Annotated in this window: 17 protein-coding genes; 12 read left to right on the top strand and 5 right to left on the bottom strand. The window is 69.7% G+C overall.

Translation table 11 applies throughout. The annotated features are described in order from the left end of the window. The first annotated feature begins 82 nt into the window (after positions 1 to 82). The 3 genes from hrpB to EV138_RS00650 all read left to right on the top strand — a co-directional run bounded on the left by hrpB (position 83) and on the right by EV138_RS00650 (position 3940). Positions 83 to 2644 carry an ATP-dependent helicase HrpB gene (gene hrpB, locus EV138_RS00660; protein ID WP_238157872.1) on the top strand — a complete coding sequence of 854 codons (2562 nt, stop codon included), beginning with the start codon at positions 83 to 85 and terminating at the stop codon, positions 2642 to 2644. 94 nt (positions 2645 to 2738) lie between these two features. Next, a complete protein-coding gene (locus tag EV138_RS00655; protein ID WP_238157871.1) occupies positions 2739 to 3248 on the top strand; it encodes an RNA polymerase sigma factor in 510 nt (169 codons plus the stop codon). Then, on the top strand, positions 3245 to 3940 hold the full coding sequence (locus EV138_RS00650; protein ID WP_133976543.1) for a hypothetical protein: 696 nt from the start codon (positions 3245 to 3247) through the stop codon (positions 3938 to 3940). The genes EV138_RS00655 and EV138_RS00650 overlap by 4 nt, the downstream gene beginning before the upstream one ends. Positions 3941 to 3944: 4 nt before the next feature. Here EV138_RS00650 and EV138_RS00645 read toward each other — a convergent pair whose 3' ends face one another. After that, positions 3945 to 4883, bottom strand: a complete 939-nt coding sequence (locus EV138_RS00645) for a GNAT family N-acetyltransferase (protein ID WP_202866585.1) — start codon at positions 4881 to 4883, stop codon at positions 3945 to 3947. A 120-nt stretch (positions 4884 to 5003) separates the two neighbouring features. Here EV138_RS00645 and EV138_RS00635 point away from each other — a divergent pair, with 120 nt between their 5' ends. From EV138_RS00635 to EV138_RS00610, 6 genes are all read left to right on the top strand, one after another. Then, on the top strand, positions 5004 to 5675 hold the full coding sequence (locus EV138_RS00635) for a hypothetical protein (RefSeq protein WP_133976542.1): 672 nt from the start codon (positions 5004 to 5006) through the stop codon (positions 5673 to 5675). 144 nt (positions 5676 to 5819) lie between these two features. Then, positions 5820 to 6749, top strand: coding sequence for an ABC transporter permease (locus EV138_RS00630; protein WP_133976541.1), 930 nt, complete (start codon positions 5820 to 5822; stop codon positions 6747 to 6749). Further along, positions 6749 to 7747 (top strand): ABC transporter permease, encoded by a 999-nt coding sequence (locus tag EV138_RS00625; protein WP_133976540.1) that lies wholly within the window; start codon positions 6749 to 6751, stop codon positions 7745 to 7747. Before EV138_RS00630 ends, EV138_RS00625 begins: the two co-directional genes overlap by 1 nt. Continuing rightward, entirely contained in the window at positions 7740 to 8876 is a 1137-nt protein-coding gene (locus EV138_RS00620; protein ID WP_238157870.1) for an ABC transporter ATP-binding protein, read from the top strand. The genes EV138_RS00625 and EV138_RS00620 overlap by 8 nt, the downstream gene beginning before the upstream one ends. Next, positions 8873 to 9907 carry an ABC transporter ATP-binding protein gene (locus EV138_RS00615; protein ID WP_133976539.1) on the top strand — a complete coding sequence of 345 codons (1035 nt, stop codon included), beginning with the start codon at positions 8873 to 8875 and terminating at the stop codon, positions 9905 to 9907. Before EV138_RS00620 ends, EV138_RS00615 begins: the two co-directional genes overlap by 4 nt. Then, positions 9904 to 11583 (top strand): ABC transporter substrate-binding protein, encoded by a 1680-nt coding sequence (locus EV138_RS00610; protein WP_133976538.1) that lies wholly within the window; start codon positions 9904 to 9906, stop codon positions 11581 to 11583. The genes EV138_RS00615 and EV138_RS00610 overlap by 4 nt, the downstream gene beginning before the upstream one ends. 1 nt (position 11584) lies before the next feature. Here EV138_RS00610 and EV138_RS00605 read toward each other — a convergent pair whose 3' ends face one another. After that, positions 11585 to 12082, bottom strand: coding sequence for a phosphatase domain-containing protein (locus tag EV138_RS00605; RefSeq protein ID WP_133976537.1), 498 nt, complete (start codon positions 12080 to 12082; stop codon positions 11585 to 11587). A 133-nt stretch (positions 12083 to 12215) separates the two neighbouring features. Between EV138_RS00605 and EV138_RS00600 the strand changes: the two genes are divergently transcribed. From EV138_RS00600 to EV138_RS00590, 3 genes are read left to right on the top strand one after another with little or no spacing between them, the layout of a single operon-like run. Then, the gene (locus EV138_RS00600; RefSeq protein ID WP_133976536.1) at positions 12216 to 13346 is read left to right on the top strand and encodes a metallophosphoesterase family protein; all 1131 of its coding nucleotides are present in this window, start codon (positions 12216 to 12218) and stop codon (positions 13344 to 13346) included. A gap of 7 nt (positions 13347 to 13353) precedes the next feature. Next, complete coding sequence (locus EV138_RS00595; protein WP_133976535.1) at positions 13354 to 16128, top strand: AAA family ATPase; 2775 nt, start codon at positions 13354 to 13356, stop codon at positions 16126 to 16128. Between the two features lie 45 nt (positions 16129 to 16173). After that, positions 16174 to 17184, top strand: a complete 1011-nt coding sequence (locus EV138_RS00590) for an aldo/keto reductase (RefSeq protein WP_133976534.1) — start codon at positions 16174 to 16176, stop codon at positions 17182 to 17184. 4 nt (positions 17185 to 17188) lie between these two features. On the opposite strand, the gene EV138_RS00585 is transcribed toward EV138_RS00590, so the two are convergent. The 3 genes from EV138_RS00585 to fdhD form a co-directional block, all read right to left on the bottom strand. Then, positions 17189 to 17926 carry an anti-sigma factor gene (locus EV138_RS00585; protein ID WP_439648952.1) on the bottom strand — a complete coding sequence of 246 codons (738 nt, stop codon included), beginning with the start codon at positions 17924 to 17926 and terminating at the stop codon, positions 17189 to 17191. Beyond that, positions 17923 to 18531 (bottom strand): sigma-70 family RNA polymerase sigma factor, encoded by a 609-nt coding sequence (locus tag EV138_RS00580; RefSeq protein WP_238157869.1) that lies wholly within the window; start codon positions 18529 to 18531, stop codon positions 17923 to 17925. Before EV138_RS00580 ends, EV138_RS00585 begins: the two co-directional genes overlap by 4 nt. A gap of 64 nt (positions 18532 to 18595) precedes the next feature. After that, on the bottom strand, positions 18596 to 19423 hold the full coding sequence (gene fdhD / locus EV138_RS00575; RefSeq protein ID WP_133976532.1) for a formate dehydrogenase accessory sulfurtransferase FdhD: 828 nt from the start codon (positions 19421 to 19423) through the stop codon (positions 18596 to 18598). Positions 19424 to 19434: the final 11 nt, after the last annotated feature.

Raw genomic sequence — 19434 nt, 5'->3', positions numbered from 1 at the left:
CGACCCTAGGCCATCGCCAGTACCACGGCCGCGCGGCGCCGCCGGTGCGAGTTCGGGCTGCCGGTCGGTTAGCGTCGGCTGCGTGCTGCTGCCCGAACCGTCGATGCCAGGAGCGGACCTGCCCGTCCGTGCCGTCCTGCCCGCCACGGTCGAGGCGGCTCGATCGCACGGTACGGCGGTGCTGGTCGCGCCTCCTGGGTCCGGCAAGACCTCGCTGCTGCCGCTCGCCCTCGCCGACGCGCTGGACGGCACCGTCATCGTCGCCGAGCCCCGGCGGATGGCGACGCGTGCCGCCGCGACCCGGCTGGCGGCGTTGGTCGGCGAACCGCTCGGGCAGCGGATCGGCTACGCGATGCGCGGCGAACGCAGTGGCGGCAAGGACCTGCGCGTCGAGGTGGTGACGACAGGGCTTCTCGTACGGCGGTTGCAGCAGAACCCGGAACTTCCCGGCGTCGCCGCGGTCGTGATCGACGAGTGCCACGAACGTCACCTCGACGCCGACCTGCTGCTGGCGTTCTGCGTGGACATCCGGGCGAACCTGCGAGAGGACCTCGCCGTCGTCGCGACCTCGGCCACGGCGGACACGGTCACCTTGAGTCGCGCGTTGGCCAGTGGCAGTCCGGCACCTGTGATCACAGCGTCGGCCGCGCTGTTCGACGTCGCGATCGAATGGGCGCCACCGCCGGTCCCGGTGCCGTTGCTTCCGGGTGGGCGGGTCGATCCGCGGCTGCTCGATCATGTCGCGGCGGTGGTGCGACGAGCGTTGACCGAGAACGAAGGCGATGTGCTCGTGTTCGTTCCGGGGGAGGCGGAGATCACTGGGGTGACTCGCCGGTTGGCCGGGGAGAACGTGCTGCCGTTGTTCGGGCGGCAGTCACGAGCTGAGCAGGAGCGGGCGTTGGCGCCCGGTGCGACGCGGCGGATCGTGGTGACGACGTCGGTCGCCGAAAGCTCGCTGACCGTGCCGGGAGTGCGCGTCGTGGTCGACTCGGGGCTTGCCCGCGAGCCGCGGACCGATCAATCGCGCGGGCTTGGCGCCCTGGTGACTTGCCGGGTGTCCAAGTCGTCCGCGGATCAGCGGGCCGGGCGTGCTGGACGTGAGGCGCCCGGCCGGGTCTATCGCTGCTGGTCCGCCACTGACCACGCGCATCTGGACGACCATGCGGCGCCGGAGATCGCTACTGCGGATCTGGCTGCCTTCGCGCTCGATCTGGCCGCGTGGGGCGCGCCGGGTGGTGAAGGTCTGGCGTTGCTCGAAGCGCCGCCGGTGGTGGCGATGACGGCGGCGACCGAGTTGCTGCGTCGGCTGGACGCGATCGACGACGGTGGCCGGATCACTGCGCGCGGGCGGCGGATGGCGGCGGTCGGCGCGCATCCGCGGCTGGCTCGCGCGCTGTTGGACGGTACGCCGTGGGTCGGTGCTGAGCGCGCTCGCGAGATCGTGGCGCTGCTGTCGGACGATGCCGGGCGCGACTTCGGCGATGACCTGCCGGCGCGGTGGCGAGCACTGCGACGAGGGCAGGACCGTGCGGCGACCGCACGCTGGCGTGAGGAGACGAAGCGCCTCGCCCGGGGAGCCGACAGTGGGAATGAGCCTCAAGTGGCCGGCGGCCCGCGGTCGCCAGGCGGGGCTGCGGGCGGTGGGTCGCGGCCGGCGGGCGGCGTACCGGATGATCTTGCGGCGGGGATCGTGGTGGGGCTGGCGTATCCGGACCGGATCGCGCGGTCTCGCGGGGTGGACTCGACGACGTACCAGATGTCTGGTGGTACCGGTGCCGCGCTGGATCCGCAGTCGCCGTTGCGGACCACACCGTGGCTGGCGATCGCGGTGGCCGACCGGGCGCCCGGTCGCGCCGACGCCAGGATCCGCTCGGCCGCGCCGATCGACGAGGCGACCGCGCGGGAGGTCGCCGGTGAGCTCGTCTCCGTCACCGACCAGATTCGCTGGGACGACGGGCGGGTGGTGACCCGGCGCGTGGAGTCGCTCGGAGCGATCGTGCTCAACGACGTACCGCTGTCCAAGCCCGACCCGGTGCTCGTGCAAGCCGCCGTACGCGATGGTCTCCGGCGCAGCGGTCTCGCCGTACTGCGGTGGTCCGACGCCGCGGTCTCTCTGCGCGAGCGCCTCGCCTTCTGTCATGCGCACCTCGGCGCTCCATGGCCCGCGGTCGACGACGCGGCATTGCTCGCGACGTTGGACGACTGGCTGGGTCCGGAGCTTGCCTCGGTACGCCGTTCGCGCGATCTCACCAACCTCGATGTGGCGTCCGCCTTGCGACGACTGCTGCCCTGGCCCGCTGCTACCCGGTTCGGTGAACTCGCACCGGAGCGCCTCGCGGTGCCGTCGGGCTCGCAGGTGCGGCTGGTGTACGACGGGGCTGAGCCGCCGGTGCTCGCGGTGAAGTTGCAGGAGGTGTTCGGGTGGACCAAGACGCCGGTGGTCGCCGATGGCCGGGTGCCTGTCGTGTTGCATCTGCTGTCGCCGGCGAGACGTCCCGTGGCGATCACGAGCGACCTCGCGTCGTTCTGGGTGCAGGGTTATCCGCAGGTCCGGGCTGACCTGAGGGCTCGATACCCGCGGCATCCCTGGCCGGAGGACCCGCTGTCCGCGGTACCGACGAAGCGGGTCAAACCTCGGCAGTGAATGGCTGGAACCGACTGCTCACCCGCGGTGTAGTGAGGGATAGAGGACAGGAGGCGGGATCAGCGAGACCGACGAAGCGGCGATAGTGGCTCGTGTGCGAGGTGGGGATTCCACCGCGTATGCGGAGCTGGTGCTGCGGCATGCGCCGGTGGCCAAGCGGACGGCCGTGTTCCTGGGGGCCGGGTCGGAGGCCGACGACGTCGTGCAGGAGTCGTTCGTCAAGGCGTACCGGGCGCTTGGCGGCTTCCGGGATGACGCGGCGTTCAAACCTTGGTTGCTGCGCATCGTCGCGAACGAGACACGCAACCTGCAGCGCTCACGGAATCGCAGGGCACGCCGTGAGGAGTTGGCCGCGCTACCGGAGAGCGTGCTCGATCCTGCCGAGGAGGCGGCCGTCACCGAGCGCCGACGCGAGCTGCTGGCCGCAGTACGGGCTTTGCCTGAGCACTATCGGCAAGTGGTGATCTGCCGGTACTTGCTGGAGCTGGATGAGCAGGAGACGGCGACAGTGCTCGGCTGGGCGCGTGGCACGGTCAAGTCGCGACTGCACCGGGCGCTGGGACGGCTGCGGACACAACTACCCGACAAGGAGGTGCAGCGATGAGCGACGACCTCGCCAGAGAGCTCCGCTCGCTCGGGCGCTCCGCTGTCGTACCTCCCGTCGCGGAGGGCCTCGCCACCGCAGTACTGGAAGCTGTTGCAGGCGAACCCGTACGCCGGTCGCTCGCGGACCGCCTTCGCAGCCGGTGGCGTGCCCTGGTGTCGCTATTGGCCGTGCTGCTCGCCGGGGCAGTCGTGGTCTCGCCGGTGCGCGCGACTGTCGCTGAGTGGCTCAACATCGGAGGCGTGGAAGCGCGGCCTGTCGGACAGGGGCCCAGTACTACGCCGACCGTGCCGCCGGTGACGGGACAACTGGGGCTGCACGACGCTCAGCGTCTTGCCGGGTTCGCTCCGGTGGTTCCTCGGGCGTTGGGTGCGCCTGCGCGGGTCGCGGCGTCACAGGGGTTCGTGGCGATGAGTTGGACGACGGGGGAGCGGCTGGAGCAGTTCGGGGCCGAGCCGTCGCCGAGGTACCTCAAGAAGTACTACATGGAGCTCGAGGTGGTGGGCTCCGTCAACGGGTTCTGGTTCAAGGCGCCGTACGAGCTGGTGCTCGTCGACAAGACCGGTAAGGCGAAGACGATCCGGGCGGCAGGACCGACGTTGGTCTGGGTCCACGAGGGTCGCACCTACCGTCTGGAAGGCGTCGAGAGCAAGGAGCGAGCTACAGAGATAGCGCTCTCTGCCGTTTCTTGAGGGATCAGAAGTCGATCCGCAGGACCGCGCGGCGGTTGCCCGGGCGGCTGACCTCGGCGAAACCGGCATCGGTGAACATCGCGAGTGTTCCGACGTACCCGCCGTCGACGAGATCCGGGTAGCCCTCCACAGCGCGGGCGCCACCTTCCCGGGCGAATCCGACGGCGGCGCCCGCGAGAGCGCGGCCGACTCCCCGGCGCCGGTAACCGACCCGGGTGACGAAGCAGGTCACGGCCCACACGGTGGAGTCGGCCTTGTCCTCGTCGCGGCCGAGCCAGGGGACGCGGTAGTCGCGGAGCAGCCTCGGGTGGTCTGCGCGCGGCGCGACGGCGCACCAACCGACCGGCTCGCCGTCGAGATACGCCACCAGGCCGGTCGTCGCACGTGCCTGCCCGTTGCCGCAGGCGGTCTGGTCGCGGAGCCGGGCGGCCAGCTCCTCGGGTCCTTCGGACGCGAAGGATTCCTTGGGCAGCATCCGGAACCGCTGGCACCAGCACCGCGCAGTCTCGCCTGCCACGCCGAAGACTGCTTGCAGATCCTCCCAAGCAGCCTCGTTGGCCGGAATGATCCTGAGCTGCTCGGCGGTGATCGGTTCCCGCGAACCCGGCGTTCTCGGAACGGATGCTCGCTTCACCGGCCGTTTCTGTCGCTGGGGCATAGGATCGAACGTCAGCCGGATGTCCACCGCATCGCCTGCGTCCAGTCCAGCGGGTTTCCGTACGGCGTCCTTCAACGGGAGCAGATAGCTCCCGTCCTTCGGCCAGAGCACTGTCTTCCACTCGGCATTCCCCAACTGAGCGCGGATCGGAAGTGTTCCCCAGCCGTAGCCCGCGCCGGACGCGGCGGTTCGCAGCGCGGCACATTCCTGCTCGGGAACGGGAACGAAGTAGTACGGCGCCGGACCGCGCCACTCGATGATCTCGCCGGTGAACTCCTGCTCCATGGCCCGATGTTAGGCGTCATTCCCGACGGATCGCTTCCGGATTCGGTGCCGGTAGCGGAACTTCTGCGGCGGCGGCGGTGTATCTGGGGTGCATCGTTGGCTCGGCTGAGGAGAACTGCCATGAACCGTTGGGTACGCCGTACGTGTGGGCTGGTGTTCGCAGTGTTGATCAGCGTTGCCGGGGTGGCGGTGCCGGCTTCGGCCGGTGGGCCGACCAGCGTGCTGCTCAGCGCTCCGCCCAAGGTCGTCGCCGTCGGCTACGACGATGCCCGCTACGGCCAGCTGCAACGCTTGACCGAGGTCGAACTCACCGGTCCGAAGGAAGCCGGCGACCACGCGCAAGGTCGCTTCATCCGGGCACTCTGGATGATCCATGACATGTCGGCCTGGCGGTTCGACCTGATCTATCCGAACGCGCCCGGGGGACCGTGGATCGCGACGTACGAGAATCCGAACGGTGGCCCCTCGCTGCCGGCCGAGCCGGTCTGGCACCGCAGCAGTGACTCCGTCGCGCTGACCAAGGTGCTGGTCTCCCTCGGTCTCATGAACGGCCAGTTCTACGGCGGCCCGACCGGTCCGCCGAATACTGCCGAACCGGCCGCGCTGCCCGAGCCCACTCCGGTTGCCACGCCACTTCCCGCGCCGGCCGCGCAGACCATCGAGACTCACCAGAGAGCGCTCTCCGGCTGGCGCTGGGCGATCCCAGGCATCGTCCTCGGCGGCCTTGTCACCTACGTCGCGCTGCGTCGGATCCCGCGCCGCCGGCCCTGGGAACTGACCGACGTGGAGTGACCGCCGGGGCCCGTCACGCACGGTGTCCGACAATCTCCAGTACGTAGATGGACATTCTCACGATTCAAGACCGGGACCGGATGGTGGGAGACTCTGGCCTACCGTTTCTCGGCTGGGTTCCGTCCATCGTTGTCAGGAGTGCGTGTGGGTTCCGAGGTCGTTTCGGCCGTCTCACCGACCCGGCAGGCTTTTCGCCGGGTCCGCCGGGATCGCAGCGCCCGGCTCGGCGCCGTGCTGGTGGTCGTCCTGGTGTTGATCGCGATCGCGGCGCCGTTGCTGGCGAAACTCGAGGGTCAGGACCCGTACACCTACAACATCGGCCTGCTCGATCCGCTCCGCGGCAATGCGCCGAGGGGAGCCGTCGGCGGGCTCAGCGGCGATCACTGGTTCGGCATCGAGCCGCTGACGGGACGGGACCTGTTCTCGATCGCGGTGCTCGGACTGCGGACGTCGCTGTTCATCGCGATCGTCGTCACGTTCGTCACCACCGTGGTCGGCACGCTCGTCGGCATCAGCGCCGCGTACTTCGGCGGCTGGTACGACGCGGTCGTCTCGCGGCTGCTCGACTTCCTCTTCGGCTTCCCGTCGCTGCTGTTCATGATTGCCTTAGGCATCATTGTGCCGGCCGGGTTCCCGCGCTGGCTGCTGCTGATCATCGTGCTGAGCGTGTTCGGCTGGGCCGGGCTCGCCCGGCTGATCCGTAACCAGGCCAGGTCCCTGGTCGAGCGGGAGTTCGTCGAGGCGGCCCGGTCGTCGGGGTCCAGCGGCTGGCACATCGTCAGCCGCGAACTGCTGCCCAACCTGCTCGGGCCGGTGCTGGTGATCGCGACGATGGCGGTGCCGGGAATCATCGGCGCGGAAGCGGGGTTGTCCTTCCTCGGGGTCGGCGTACCGCCACCGACACCGAGTCTGGGCCGGTCGATCTCGGACTCGATCGTGTGGGTGTACACCGGCGCCGACCCGTGGTTCCTGGCGTTCCCGGGTGCGATGTTGTTCCTCGCCGTGCTCGGGTTCACCCTGCTCGGCGACAGTGTTCGCGACGCGTTCGACGTACGGCTGCGGAGGACTCACTGATGCCGGACCTGGTGTGGTTCGTGATCCGGCGGCTGCTCGCGACCGTGCTGGTGATGCTCGCGCTGAGCCTGGCCGTCTACCTGATCTTCTACGCGCTGCCGGCGGACCCGGCCCGCCTGGGCTGCGGCAAGCCCTGTACGCCGGACCGCCTCGAGCAGGCCCGGCATTTCATGCAGCTCGACCAGAGCACCATGCAGCAGTACCTGCAGTTCCTCAAGGGCATCGTGGCCGGCCGGACCTTCGGCGAAGGCACCGCCGCGGTGCAGTGCAACGCGCCGTGCTTCGGCTACTCGTTCCCGCTCGCCCGACCGGTGACCACGTTGATCCTGAGCAGGTTGCCGATCACGGCGTCGATCGCGATCGGTGCCGCGGTGCTGTGGCTGGTCGCCGGTGTGTCTCTGGGTGTCGGCGCCGCGCTTCGGCGAGGCCGGTTGTTCGACCGGTTCGCAGTCGGCTTCGCACTCGTCGGCGTCGCTTCGCCGTCGTTCCTGGTCGGGCTGCTGGCGATCCTGGTCTTCGGGTTCTGGCTGAACATGGTCCCGGTGAACGGGTACGTGCCGCTCACCGAGAGCCCGGTCGACTGGGCCTGGCACCTGGTGCTCCCGTGGCTCGTGCTGGCCGCGCTGAACGCCGCGTCGTACATCCGGCTGACGCGGGCGCAGATGCTGGAGGAGATGAACCTCGACCACATCACCACCGCCCGTGCGAAGGGTGCGGGGGAGGGCCGGGTCGTCCTGCTGCACGGGCTTCGCGGCGTGCTGGTGCCGATCGTGACCATCTTCGGGCTCGATCTCGGCGGCCTGCTCGGTGGTGCGATCCTGACCGAGAAGGTCTTCAGCATGCAGGGCCTCGGCGAACTGCTGATCAGCTCGGTGGGCCAGCTCGACGTGGCGGTGGTGGTCGGCGTGACCTTGTTCTCGGCGTTCCTGGTGATTCTGGCGAACCTGGTGGTGGACGTGCTGCACGGAGTACTGGACCCGAGGGTCGGCCATGCCTGAGCCGCGCAAGACACCGAGCGAGACCCCGGTGCTCGAGGTGCACGACCTGCACGTCACGTTCCGGACCGAAGGCGGCCTGGTGCCGGCCGTCGACGGCATCGACTTCGCCGTCGCGCCGGGCAGGACGCTCGCGATCGTCGGGGAGTCCGGTTCCGGCAAGAGCGTCAGCTCGGCGGCCGTGATGGGCCTGCTTCCGCCCAACGCCGACGTCAAGGGCGAGGTGCTGCTGGGTGGTCGTGAGCTGACGAAGCTGACCGCCGAGGAGCTGCGCAAGATCCGCGGCAACGAGGTCGCGCTGGTGTTCCAGGACGCGCTCTCCGCGCTCAATCCGTACTACAGCGTCGGCTGGCAGGTCGCCGAGGCGTACCGGCTGCATCACGACGTCTCCAAGAAGGAGGCGAACGTCCGGGCGGTCCGGATGCTCGACCTGGTCGGCATCCCCTCGGCCGCGCAACGCGCACGGGCCTACCCGCACGAGTTCTCCGGCGGTATGCGGCAGCGGGTCGTGATCGCGATGGCGCTGGTCAACGACCCGAAGGTGCTGATCGCCGACGAGCCGACCACCGCCCTCGACGTCACCGTGCAGGCCCAGATCATCCGGTTGCTCGAGGACGTCCAGACCGAGTTCGGAACCGCTCTCGTGCTGATCTCCCACGACCTCGGCGTGGTCGCGGAGGTCGCGGACGACGTACTGGTGATGTACGCCGGGCGCGCGGCCGAGCAGGGCTCGGTGAAGGACATCTTCTACCGCGCGGCGCATCCGTACAGCCTCGGGCTGCTCGGCGCGATGCCGCGCGTCGACGTACCGCCCAAGCATCGCCTCACCACGATTCCCGGCAGTCCGCCGTCGCCCGGTTCGATCGAAACGGGCTGCCCGTTCCAGCCGCGGTGTGCTTACACGGAACGCGTCGGAGAGCGCTGCATCACCGAGCGCCCGGTGCTCACGCCACGCCCCGGCGAAGGCAACCACGAGGCCGCCTGCCACCTCGGCCGCCGCCCGGAGATCGCCCAGGAAGTAGCCCTCACGGGCATCCAGGAGAACGCCGCCCCAGAAGGCGCCCCGCTCCAGCAGAGCGCCGCGAAGGAAGCGGCCCCGCTCCAGCCGAGTGCCGAGGAGAGTGCACTGTGAGCACGATCGAGCAGAGCACCAAGGACGCGATCGGGCAGGATGCAGAGGAGCTGCTCCGCCTGGACGGCGTGAAGAAGTACTTCGGCTTGCGCGGCGTCCCGTTCCGCAAGGCGGCCGCGGTGAAGGCGGTCGACGGTGTCGATCTCGTCGTGCGCCGGGGCGAGACGGTCGGCCTCGTCGGGGAATCCGGCTCAGGCAAGTCCACCCTCGCCCGGCTGGCGACGCGGCTCCTGGACCCCACCGAGGGCCGGGTCACCATCTCCGGCCAGGACGTCACCACCGTGCGCGGCCGGCGGCTCCGTCCGGTCCGGCGGAAGATCCAGATGGTGTTCCAGGATCCGCAGGCCTCGCTCAACCCGCGGCAGTCGGTCGGCACGATCCTGACCACGCCGTTCCGGGCCCAGGGGATCCGCCCGAGTCGTGCCCAGCTGATCGAGTTGCTGCACCAGGTCGGTCTGTCGGAGGAACACCTGGAGCGCTATCCGCACGAGTTCTCGGGTGGTCAGCGGCAGCGGATCGGGATCGCGAGAGCGCTCGCCGTACGGCCCGGTCTGCTGATCTGCGACGAACCGGTCTCGGCGCTCGACGTCTCGGTCCAGGCGCAGGTGCTGAATCTGCTGGCCGACCTGCGCGACGAGCTCGGCCTGTCGTACGTGCTGGTCGCGCACGACCTCGCGGTGGTCCGCCAGGTCGCGGACCGGCTCGCGGTGATGTACCTGGGCACGATCGTCGAGGAGGGCCCGGCCGCCGAGGTGTACGCGGCGCCCGCTCACCCGTACACCCGAGCGCTGCTGTCCGCGGTACCGGTTCCCGATCCCGGAGCTGCCCGGGACCGGATCGTGCTGACAGGTGATGTGCCCACCCCGATCGACCCGCCCTCCGGGTGTCCGTTCCGCACCCGGTGCTACAAGGTCCAGGACGTCTGCGCCACCGTCCGGCCCGTACTCGAACCGGTGGCGGGCGGCGATCACCGGGCCGCCTGCTACTTCCCTGAACTCTCGAGCCCCCCCACGTCTGAGAGGACACCATGAAACGCACTACCCGCGCGTTCGCAGTCGCGGCCGCACTGGCGTTGGCGGCCACCGCCTGCAATGCCAACGACAAGTCGGCCACGCCCGGCGGCGGCAGCACAGCCGCCGCCGAGCAGGGCGGCACCTTCCACATCCTCACCACCAGCAAGGAGCTGAGCCTGGACCCGGCCAAGAGCCAGAGCCTGGGCATCAGCGCGATCCACCTGGTACTGCGGGGCCTGACGTCGTGGAAGACCACTCCGGACAAGGCTGCCGAACTGGTCCCCGACCTGGCCACCGACACCGGTCAGGTCAGCGACGGCGGCAAGACCTGGACGTTCAAGCTGAAGCCGGGCCTCAAGTACGCCGACGGCTCGCCGATCGTTGCCGCTGACATCAAGTACGGCGTGGAGCGCAGCTTCGCGCCCGAGCTGTCCGGTGGTCTCAACTACCACAAGACGCTCCTCGCGGGCGCCGAGAAGTACACCGGTCCGTACAAGGGCGGCGAGCTCGCCTCGATCGAGACCCCCGACGACGCCACCGTCGTCTTCAAGCTGAACAAGGCGTTCGGCGACTGGCCGTGGATCGTCAGCATGCCGGCCTTCGCGCCGGTGCCGAAGAAGGCCGACACGGATCCGGCCCACTACGGCGAGAAGCCGGCCGCCAGCGGTCCCTACCAGGTCAAGTCGTACTCGCCCGGGTCGAAGCTCGAGCTGGAGCGCAACCCGTCCTGGGACAAGGCGAGCGACCCGGCCCGGACCGGTCTGCCCGACGCGGTCGTCTACGACATGGGCCTGCAGGCCGACGTGATCAACCAGCGGCTGATCGCGGACGCCGGTGACGACAAGTTCGCCGCCACCACCGGTACGTCGGTGCCGGCCGCGCTGATCCCCACGGTGACCGGCAACCCGGCGGTGAAGGCGCGCGTCGCCACCTCGCCGTCCGGTGCGCTGGAGTACCTGGCGATGAACAACAAGCGCCCGGCGCTGTCGAACCCGGCCGTCCGCAAGGCGATCGAGTACGCCGTCGACAAGCAGGCCGTCCAGGTCGCCGAGGGTGGTCCGGAGTTCGGCGGCGAGATCGCCACCACCCTGATCACGCCCGGGATCGACGGCTACACCAAGTACGACCTGTACCAGGCGCCGCCGAACGGTGATCCCGAGAAGGCGAAGCAGCTGCTGGCAGCGGCCGGCGTGAGCAACCTCAGCCTGGTGCTCGCCGCCGACAACTCGCCGGGCGGCCTGAGCGTCGCGCAGGCGATCCAGCAGGGACTGAAGAAGGCCGGCATCTCCGTCACCATCAAGCCGTACGACTCGGACGCGCTGACCGAGGTCCAGACCGGGCCGAAGGGCGACTACGACCTGACCGTGTCGAGCTGGCTGCCGGACTACCCGAGCGCGCTCGGCAACATCCAGCCGTTGTTCGCGTCGTCGGAGATCGGCAACGGCGGGTACAACATGTCCCGCTACTCGAACCCGGCGGTGGACGCCGCGATCAACGCCGCGACGGCGGAGACCGACCGGACCAAGGCCGCCGCGGCCTGGGGTGCGATCGACCAGCAGATCATGAAGGACGCTCCGCTGGTTCCGCTGATCTACGCGCGCAACGCGTTCCTGCACGGCTCGAAGGTGCAGAACTTCTACCTGCCGCCCTACCCGCCGTACCCGAACACCCTGATCGTGGGCCTGAGCAAGTAACTCAGGTCCGGCCTTCGGTCTCCTGCGCTTCGAAGAGGGTCGGCTGGGTCTCGGCATCGAGTCCCCAGTCGGCCCTCAGCACCGTGTAGCCCGCCTTCTCGGCGGCAGCGCAGACCTTGACGTCGTCATCGACCAGTACTGCGACCGGCCGCTCCTGGGCGAGCGTTCGCAACCGCGCCAGCTTCATGACCGCGGACGGGCGCCGGTCGTTGTTCCCGCGCATCAACAGCTTCCCGTCGGGAAAGCCGTTGTCCTCGAACCACTTCACCGTGTCCCGCCGCAGCCGCTCGGGCCGCCCGGTCAGGTACACAATCTCGTGCTCGGCCGCCAGGGTGTTCGCCACCGCCAGCCCCTCGTCGAGCACCGCGTCGTCCTTGGCCGCCGCGAAGAACGAATCCCAGTCCTTGGGCCGCTTGGCGAGGAAGTGGATCCGTTTGCTGGTGTCCGACAACGTCGCGTCGACATCCAGTACGGCGTACGGTCGCAGGTCTTCGGGCACGTCGCTCAGTGTCCCGCATCCCGGGAACCGCGGTCGTCCCGGGCCGGTGGGGTGTTCGCATGCCGGGCATCACGCAGGGTTGTGGGTGTGTTGGTTGGGAGTTGTCGGCGGCGCGGGTTAGCGTTCTCGCGCGATGGAAGACTCGATCACGTTTCTGCACAGTTCGGACTGGCAGCTGGGGATGATGCGCCGGTTCCTGGGGCCGGACGGCCAGGCCCGGTGGGCTCAGGCGCGGCTGGACGCCGTCATGCGGATCGGCGACGTCGCGAAGGCGACCGGAGCGGCGTTCGTGGTGGTCACCGGGGACGTCTTCGAGCACAACCAGGTCGAGCGGCAGACGATCTTGCGAGCTTGTGAAGCGCTGAAGCGGATCGAGGTACCGGTGGTGCTGCTGCCGGGCAACCACGACGCGCTCGAGCCGGGCTCGCTGTGGACGTCGGCCCAGTGGACCGGGCACGCCCCTTCGCATGTCGTGGTGGTCACCGACACCAAGCCGCTGGAGATCGTGCCGGGCGTCGAGATCGTCGGGGCGCCCTGGCGTTCGCGCCGGCCGCTGTCGGATCCGGCGGCGCCCGGGTACGCCGAGCTTGCTCCCGCGCCGCCTGGGATCAAGCGGATCCTGCTCGCGCACGGCCAGTTGACCAGCTTGAGCGGCGGCATGTCCGACGTACCGACCATTGATCAAGCCGCTCTGGAGGCTGCGGTCGCCGACGGGCGACTGCACTACGTGGGTCTGGGGGATCGGCACTCGACGACCGAGGTGACCGACCGGATCTGGTTCTCCGGGACGCAGGAGGTCACCGCGCCTGAGGAGACACATCCTGGCAACGTTCTCGCTGTGACGCTCGGCGAGGACTCGATCGAGGTGGAGCCGCACCACGTCGGTGCCTGGCACATGGTCGAGCACCACGCCGAGCTGGACGACGAGGAGTCGATCCGGGCGCTGGAGGACTTCTTCGCCGAGCTGCCGGAGAAGGAGCGGACGTACGTGCGGCTCGCGGCCGACGGGTCGCTGCCGTTGCCACTGCTGAGCCGGCTGGACGCCATGGTGGACGCGCAGGGCGAGGTGTTCGCGAGCGTGGAGCGGTGGGCCAAGTTCTGGACGGTCCGGCCCGCTCCGGACGCGGCGGACCTCGACGCGTTGCAGTTGAGCGGGCCTGCCCGAGCGGCGATGGAGGAGTTGCGCCAGGCGCTGGCCGGCGGCGACGAGACAGCCGGCGCCGCGCTGACGTTGATGCACCGCCTGGCCCGGGACGCAGGATGAGGCGGCCGTGAGATTGCACAGCCTGACGCTGCGGAACTTCCGTGGCGTCAAGGACCGTACCGTCGAGCTGCCCGCGATCGGCACCACCGTGGTGGTCGGCGACAACGAGGTCGGCAAGTCCAGCCTGGTCGAGGCGTTCGCGCTGATCTTCGACTACCCGGACGACTCCAAGTCCAAGCGGATCGTCGACATCCAGCCGGTCGGCCAGGACGTGGCTCCCGAGGTGACGGCGCAGCTGACGCTGGGCGGCCGGGAGCTGACCTATACGAAGCGCTGGCTGAAGAACAAGGCCACCGAGCTCACCATCCTCGAACCGGACGGCCGGCGGCAGTCCTGGACCGGGCGCGAGGCGCACAACGAGGCCGAGCGGCTCTTCAACGAGCACGTCGATCCGGTGCTCTGGCAGACGTTGATGGTCAGTCAGGGGCAGTCGCTCGTCCTGCCGACCCCTGCCGATGCCGAGCCGCTGATCACGGCCGTGACCGCGGAATCCGGTACGCCGGTCGACGGCGCCTCGATGCCGCTGGTGCTCGCGGTCGAGCACGAGTACCTGCGCTACTGGACCAGAGGCGGCCGGCCGACCGGTGACTTCGCCAAGTCGGCCAAGGCCGTCGAGGCAGCCGAACTCACCGCGGCCCAAGCGCTGAAGGCGATGGACGAAGTCGTCGCCGACATCCGCCGGGCCGAGCGGCTCGCACTGGACCTCGACGAACTGAGTGCCCGGCTCACGGAGCATCTCAAGTCGGTCGAGGAACTGCGCGAGCGCAAGCAGGCGACCGACGAGATCCTGCTCCGGCGCGATTCGGTCCGGGCCCGCGCCGAGACGGCCCGGGCGCGGCTGGAGAACCACACCCGGACCAGGGTCGAACGCGAGCGGCTGCTCGCCGAGGTGGACAAGCTCACCAGGACCGACGCGGAGCTCGCCGAGCGGCGCAAGGACGCCGAGACCGTCGCGAAGAAGGCCGCCGAGACGGTCCATGCCGCCGAGGCGGCGCTGGCCGAGGTCGTCGAGCTCAGGGACGAGCGTCGCGGCGACCTGCAGGTGGCGGAGCGGCTCGTCGCGAAGCTGACCGATCGGGCCGAGCTCGACCGGCTGTTGGTTCAGCAGGCCGAGCTGGTCGACGTCCGGGCTCGGATTGCCTCGGCGGGCTTGGTGCTCGACGGGGTCAAGGTCGACGAAGGGCTGGTTGCCGCGCTCGAGGACGCCCGCGCGCGGGTCGTCGAAGCACGCGCGGCACTTGCCGCCGGCGTACCGGAGGTGTCCGTACGGCGGGTTGGTGCTGAGGCTGTCCGGCTTTCCGGGACCGGGCTGGATGCCGGGTCCGCGAAGGTGCCGGACGAGCTGGAGGGCGAGATCCAGGTCCTGGTGTCCGGGGAACTGGTGATCGACGTACCGGGGCAGATCGAGGTCAAGGTCCACGCCGGGGGCGAGGCGGCGACGTTGCGTTCGCGGCTGGACGAGGCCGTCCGGCTGGAGCAGGACCTGCTGAAGCGCGGACGGGTGAAGGATCTGGCGGCCGCGCGGGAGCTGCTGCGCAAGGTCGACACCGTCTCCGCGGAACTGCAGGAGGCCCGGCGGACCGAGCGTTCGCTGACCGCCAACGGTGACCCGAGCGAGCGGATCACCTTGTTGTGCGCGCGTCTGGGCGTCGCGTCGACCGGCGAGGAAGAGGAAGAGACGAAGTCGGCCGGCAAGCGGCAGGCGCCGGTCGAGGACGTTCCCGGACAGATGTCGCTCTTCTCGCAGTTCGAGGAGGAGGAAGGCACCTTCGACTTCGAGGACCTCGTCGTCCCGGCGCTGGAAGGTGGCGAGCTGGGTGCGGCCGAGCGTTCGCTGGAGAACGCCCGGGCCGAGTTGGCCGTCGCCGAGCGGTTGTTGTCCGACGCGGAGTTCGCGGCGGCACAGGCGCGGAAGGCTGCCGAGGAGGATCGGTCCGAGGCGCAGCAGGCGCGGGCGCGATCGGAGTTGGCTCAGGAGCGGCTGGCCGCTGCGGTCGAGGCGTTGGACGCGGCCCGCGCTGTGCTGTCCGACGAGGACGTGGACGCCGAGGAAGAGAAGGCGACTGCTGAGGTCGAGGCGGTGCTCGAGGAGCTGACCGCAGTACAGGCTCAGGCCGATGAGGTCGGGGCGGACGAGGCGGCTGGTCTGCTGGCCGACGCGCTGGCGGTGGCGACGCGGCTGCAAGGCGAACGCGACGTACTGCGGGACTCGTTGCGCACCACCGAGGGCAGGCTGGAGCAGTCGGGGCGGGACGGGCTGGGGACGCGGCGGGAGCTCGCCGAGCTGGAGTTGGCCGCGATCCGGGCCGAGCACGAAGGGCTCAAGCGGCGCGCGGACGCGGCTCGCCGGGTGTACGAGACGCTCGGGCGGCATCGGGCCGAGGCGCAGACCAAGTACTCCGAACCGCTGCAGACCCGGATCGAGTCGCTGGGGCGAAGCGTGTACGGGCCGTCGTTCAAGGTGTGGCTGGACGACGATCTCGCCGTCGCCGAGCGGGAACTGGACGGGAACCGGCTGCGCGTCGAGGCGTTGTCGACGGGCGCGCAGGAGCAGTTGGCGATCATCACCCGGCTCGCGATCAGCCACCTGGTCAGCACCGGCGACAACTCCGTGCCGGTCATCTTCGACGACGCCCTCGGCTGGTCCGACAAGGGCCGCCTGCGCGACATGGGCGCCTTGCTCGGCCGCGCCGGCGACCACGGCCAGGTCATCATCCTCACCTGCATGCCCGAACGCTACGAATACGTCCCCCGCGCCACCTTCATCAAACTCGAGTCCTGAATCGGGGCTTGACCTGGAGCGCGCTCCAGGTCGGAGGGTGGGGGTATGACGAAGACAACGACGACGGAACGGCGGCTCGGACGCGACGGACGGACTACCAGCGCCTTGGGCGTCGGCTGCTGGGCGATCGGGGGACAGTGGGAGTCCTCCGGCCGGCCGGCGGGCTGGGGCGAGGTCGACGACGAGGTCAGCGTCCGGATGATCCACACGGCGGTCGATGCCGGGATCCGGCTGCTCGACACGGCGGACGTGTACGGCACCGGTCACAGCGAGCTGGTGGTCGGCAGGGCGCTGAAACAGCTGCCCGCGAGCGTGCGGGCCGAGGTGACCGTGGCGACGAAGTTCGGCAACCTGTTCGACGAGGCGACGCGGAAGGCCTCGGGACAGGACGTGACGCCTGCGGCCATCCGGCGGGCGTGCGAGGGAAGCCTTCGCAGGCTCGGTGTCGAGGCGCTCGACCTCTATCAGCTGCACGGCGGCGCGGACACCCCGGCCGAGGTCGAGGACGTGGTGGCGACCCTCGAGAAACTCGTTGCCGAAGGCAAGGTCAAGGACTTCGGCACGAGCGTCGACGCCCCGGCGGTGATCGCGGCTTTCGGCAAGTCGACGGCAGTCAGCGTGCAGTCGCAGCTGAACGTCTTCGGCCACAACCCCGAGGTCCTCGGCACCGCTCACGAGCACGGCCTCGCAGTACTGGCCCGTACGCCGCTCGCGATGGGTCTGCTGACCGGTAAGTACAACCTGTCGAACCGCCCGTCCGAGAACGACGTACGCCGGGACACCCCGTGGTGGACCTACTTCGACGACGACGCCATGGCCGACTGGCTCGGCCGGCTGGAAGCGGTCCGGGAAATCCTGACCACGGACGGCCGGACCCTCACCCAGGGCGCCCTCGCCTACCTCTGGGCCCTCGATCCGGCCATCATCCCGCTTCCCGGCGCCCGTACTCCGGAGCAGGTCGCCGAGCACGCCGCGGCCATCGGCTTCGGCCCGCTGGCCGACGCCGACCGACAGCAGATCGACGAGCTACTGGCCGATTCGCCCGAACGTCACTGACGGCTCAGACCATCGGGATGACGCTGGCCGTGGAGAGGTTCGGTTCGGTGGCGCCCGGCTTGTTCTCGATGGTCAGGCCGAGCGCCACCTTGCCGACGATGCCGCCCTGGATGAGCTTGGAGCCGTCGTGGGTGGTGACGCCCACGGAGTGCATGGTGCGGCCCTTGTCCTCCAGCCAGAGCTGGTAGGTCTTGTCGTCGGGCAGCTTCGGGAGGTCGTGCAGCAGGACGATCGCGGTGTCCTTGGCGGGCGACATCACCACCGTCGCCTGACCGCCGCTCTTGAGGTTGCCGCGAACTGTCTGCGCGTCCGACTCGGCGAGCAGGGCGGCGAGTTGCTCGTTCTGCCGCCGGGTCTGGGAGTTCTCGCGGTACTGGTCGATCGCGATCCCACCGGCGCCGGCGACGGCGAGTCCTGCCGCGGCCAGGCCGAAGAACGAGCGTCGGCTGAAACCCTTCCGGCGCAGCGGCTCCGGCTCGGCGGCCGGTTCCCTGACCAGGGGGGAGAGTTGCCGCGTGGTCGAGATCTCGGCCATCACGCGCGCCTTCAACGCGGGCGGCGGCGGCGCGGCGACCGCGGTACCGAGCTTGTTGGCCGCTTCGCGCAGCTCGGAGACCTCCGCGCTGCAGGACTGGCAGTCGGCGAGGTGCTCCTCGAACCCGATCCGCTCGTCCTCGGGCAGAGCGTTCAGAACATAAGGTCCGGTCAGCGCGTGCACCTCCGGAGTCGTCAAGGCCCTCACCTCCCCGTCACACCCAGGCAGTCGCGCAGCCGGATCAGGCCGTCGCGCATCCGCGCTTTGATCGTCGCGAGCTTCGCATCGAGGAGCTCTGCCACTTCTCGATACGAGTATCCGCCGTAGTACGCCAGCGTCACCGATTCCCGCTGCAGTTCGGTCAGCGAGCCCAGACAGTGCCGGACCTGCTCCACTTCGAGGTTCGTGGTCACCGTCTCGGCCACCTCGTCGTACTCGGTGGTCGACGACGCGGCGGCGACCGCCTGCTCCCGATCGGTCGACGACTGCTCGGAACGGACCCGGTCGATCGCCCGGCGGTGCGCCATCGTGAGGATCCACGACGTCGGCGAGCCCCGGTCGGCGTCGTACCGGGTGGCGGTCCGCCAGATCTCGACCATCACCTCCTGGGTCACCTCCTCGGACTGGGCCGGGTTGCGCAGGACGCGCCGGATCAGCCCGTAGACGCGCGGCGCCATCTGGTCGTACAGCTGCGCGAACGCCGCGGAGTCGCCGCGCGCCACCCGCGCCATCAGGTCGGCCGGTGTGCCGCTGCCGGCATCGACGATCACGGGCCACGGGAGGGCCGTCGACTCCTCGCTCACAGGTCGCATCCTTTGGTCGGTACTGCGGTTCGGATGCACTTCGGAGCCGCACAGCACTCGGATGGGTGCCTTGTCAGCGCAGTACCCGTTCCGGTGCGCTGTAGACGACGCAGCGCTCGCCCCGGGCCCAGCCGACCACCGTGACGCCGAAACGACGGGCCAGGTCGACGGCCAGGCTGGACGGCGCCCCGACGGCGACGATCATGCCGATCCCGGCCGCGACCGCCTTCTGGACGATCTCGTACCCGGCTCGTCCGCTCACCGCCAGCACGAGACCCTTGCGGCTGTGCTGATTGAGCACCGTCCAGCCGACGACCTTGTCGACCGCGTTGTGGCGACCGACGTCCTCCCGTACGACGACGCGCTCGCCGGCTGCGGTGAACAAGCCGGCCGCGTGCAGCCCGCCAGTGCGCCCGAAGGTGGGCTGCGCCTCCCGCAACAGGTCGGGCAATCGGCGTACGACGTCCAGCTCGACCTCGACGGGATCGACGGGGTCGTAGTTGCGCTCGGCGAGTTCGTCGAGGCTTTGCTGACCGCAGACTCCGCACGCGGCCGACGTGACGCCGTACCGCTGGGGTGGGTCGCGATCGGGCGGGCCGTCGAAGCTGACGGTGACGGTGTTGAACTGCTGGTCCCGGGTGAGTCTCACATCGGTGCAGTAGGCAACGGTACTGATCGCGTCGGGCCGGACGGCGAACCCTTCGCCGAGGCAGAACCCGGCCGCCAGTTCGAAGTCGGCGCCGGGCGTGCGCATCGTGACGACCAACGCTTCGGCCGGCCGCCCCGGCCACTCCAGCCGAAGCTCGAGCGGCTCCTCGGTCACCACCACGTCCTCGCGCCGCGAGGTCCGCTCACCGTCCAGCACCTCGACCTTGAACCTGGCAGTAGGCCCTTTACTCATACCTCCAACCT

This window comes from Kribbella voronezhensis (assembly GCF_004365175.1).
Taxonomy (GTDB): domain Bacteria; phylum Actinomycetota; class Actinomycetes; order Propionibacteriales; family Kribbellaceae; genus Kribbella; species Kribbella voronezhensis.
Note: the sequence above shows the minus strand (reverse complement) of the source record. Positions and strands in the feature narration are given on the sequence as shown.